This window comes from Microbacterium umsixpiens (genome assembly GCF_053543675.1).
This window is the reverse complement of the sequence record NZ_JBLVOH010000064.1, coordinates 10262-13127: the sequence shown is the minus strand read 5'-3', so window position 1 is coordinate 13127 and position 2866 is coordinate 10262. Positions and strand designations below refer to the sequence as shown.

The window sequence follows — 2866 nt, the reverse complement described above, 5'->3', positions numbered from 1 at the left end:
GCACGGACGACGTCGAGTGCCTCCTGTCCGTTGCCGGCTTCGCCGACCACCTCCAGGTCGGGTTGCGAGGCGACGAGCATCCGGATGCCGGCGCGGAACAGCGCCTGGTCGTCGACGAGCACGACTCTGATCATTCGGAAGCTCCGATCGGAAGCGAGGCGTGGACCACGAACTGCGCCCCCCGATGCTCGGCTTGCAGACTACCGCCGACGAGCTGCGCCCGCTCGCGCATGCCGATGACACCGTGCCCACCGGGCCCGACCGTCGTCTCCCGCGGCACCGTGTTCCGCACGTCGATGTCGACCCGATCGGGAAACCACGCCAGGTGCACGTCGACCGCACCGTCGCCATGGCGGATCGCGTTCGTCAGCGCCTCCTGGAGGATGCGGTACACGGCGAGCTGGATCGCCCCCGGTGGTTCCCCCGGAGGCATCGGGTCGACGGTGACACGCGGCTCGATCCCCGCCTGCCTCACCTGCGCGAACAGCGCTTCGAGGTCGGCGAGCGTGGGCTGCGGGCCGTCTCCCTGCCGGTGCCGAAGCTGGGTGAGCAGCATCCGCACGTCGCTCAACGCCCCACGGGCGGTCTGTGCGATCGTGCCGAGCGCCTCCGTCGCCATCTCGGGTTTCGCCGCTGCCGCGTAACGCGCACCGTCGGCCTGCGCGATCACGACGGCGAGAGAGTGGGCGACGATGTCGTGCATGTCGCGGGCGATGCGGACCCGCTCCTGCTCCTCGACCGCGAGTGACTCAGCCTGCAGCTGCGCGGCACGGGTGCGGCGTGCACGCAGCACGACCCGCCACAGCAGTCCGCACACCCACGCGAATCCGAGCGCCATGACGGAGACGATGAGCAGCAGCGTGCCGGTCGTGACCTTCTCCCAGCCGGTGCCCGTCCCGAAGGCGACGCCGTTCACGATGACCATGTACACCGCCGCGACGATGCCGCCGAACAGCGCGGAGGCGAACCCCCACCAGAGCACCCGCCTCGTGCCCCACGCCGCCGTGGCATAGAGCACGAGCAGGATGGCGAAGTCGATCGGCAGCGGGCCGAACCCGGCGATCATCTGAAGGATCGCCCCGGCCCAGGCGGCGACCAGTGACCAGCCCGGCGCGAGTCGTCCGATCGCGACACCGCCGAACATCAGCACCGCCGCGAAGACGACCGCCACGACGGACACGCCGCCGATCGCCGTGTTCCCGGTCCCCGGCCCGTAGAACACGAGGGACATCGGCGCCAGGACGAGGAAGAGCAGCGCCGCCCCGACGATGTCGAGGGTCAGCGCCATGCGGGAGAGCGGGCGGATCACTCCCCCACGCTACGCGAGCCCACCGCACGGACACATCCGTCCGTGGATGTATCCGTGCGGTGTCGTACGCGGGCGAGGATCTCCCGTCAAGCGGTCGAGGAATCGGATTCCATGAGCGCCCATCGCCTCGAGCGCAGGAGCGCCGCCCCGCCCATCAAGAGCAGGAGCACTCCCAGGGCGATCGCCGCGGAGCTGTCGGCACCGGTGGTTCCCAACGTGCCGCCGCCCCCGCCGGACGGCTGCGGGACGTACGGCGTCACAGGAGCGATCGTGGGCGTCGAGACGTTGCCTGCCGCATCGATGACCGTGATGGTGACCTCCTGCGGGTCGGCAGGACCGGACGACGTGCAGCTCCACTCCGGCATGACCACAGCGGTGCGGCACAGTTCCGTGCCGTCCGGCGCAGTGACGACCACGGTCGTCCCCGGCTCGCCGGTGCCCGAACAGGTGATCGTGAGATCCGGGTTCTGGACACAGACCGGGTTCAGGACCGGAGCGGGCGGCACCGTGTCGACGACCACGTCGATGGGATCGCCCGCGGTCGTGTTCCCCGCCGGGTCCGTCGCGGTCGGCGTGATCGTGTTCGTCCCTTCCGGGAGCGGATCGGTCGGGGTGCAGGACCAGGCGCCGTCGACGACGCTGGTCGTGCAGAGCACGGTGCCGTCATCGTCGGTCAGAGTGATGGTGTCGCCGTCATCACCGGTGCCCGTGAAGGTGGGCGTGGCATCCGTCACCGCAGCGCCATCCGCCGGACCTGTGATCACCGGGGCCGTGGGGGCGACCGCGTCCACGGTCACGTCGATCGGGTCGCCCGCCGTCGTGTTCCCGGCAGGGTCGGTCGCGGTCGGCGTGATCGTGTTCGCGCCCTCCGGCAGCGGATCCGTGGGCGTGCACGACCATTCGCCGTCGACCACCGTCGTCGTGCAGAGCACGGTGCCGTCATCGTCGGTCAGAGTGATGGTGTCACCATCATCACCGGTACCCGTGAAGGGCGGCGTCGCGTCCGTCAGCACAGCACCGTCAGCCGGACCGGTGATGACCGGAGCGGAGGGGGCCACCGTATCCACGGTCACGTCGATCGGATCACCCGGCGTCGTGTTCCCGGCGGGGTCGGTCGCGGTCGGCGTGATCGTGTTCACGCCCTCCGGCAGCGGATCCGTCGGCGTGCACGACCACGCGCCATCGACGACGGTCGTCGTGCACAGCACAGTGCCGTCACCATCGGTCACGGTGATCGTGTCCCCGTCATCACCGGTTCCGGTGAACGTGGGCGTCGCATCCGTCACCACGGCACCATCAGCCGGCCCGGTGATCACCGGCGCCGACGGGGCCTCCGTGTCGACCGTGAGATCGATCGGATCGCCCGCCGTGGAGTTACCCGCCAGGTCTGTCGCCGTGGGCGTGATCGTGTTCGCGCCCTCCGGCAGCGGATCGGTCGGCGTGCACGACCAAACGCCATCGACCACGGTCGCCGTGCACAGCACCGTGCCGTCATCGTCAGTCAGAGTGATCGTGTCGCCGTCATCGCCGGTGCCCGTGAAGGTGGGAGTCGCGTCC

The 2866-nt window shown here is 70.1% G+C and carries 3 protein-coding genes; all 3 read right to left on the bottom strand.

Going from position 1 to position 2866, the window contains the following annotated elements; genetic code table 11:
• Positions 1-134 (bottom strand): response regulator transcription factor (locus tag ACNPM4_RS06395; protein ID WP_448985113.1); only part of this gene is annotated, 134 nt, incomplete at its 3' end.
• Complete coding sequence (locus ACNPM4_RS06390; protein ID WP_448985111.1) at positions 131-1309, bottom strand: sensor histidine kinase; 1179 nt, start codon at positions 1307-1309, stop codon at positions 131-133. The genes ACNPM4_RS06390 and ACNPM4_RS06395, both read right to left, overlap by 4 nt.
• 86 nt (positions 1310-1395) lie before the next feature.
• Positions 1396-2866, bottom strand: a 1471-nt coding sequence (locus ACNPM4_RS06385; protein WP_448985109.1) for an Ig-like domain-containing protein, incomplete at its 5' end; no start/stop codon positions are given.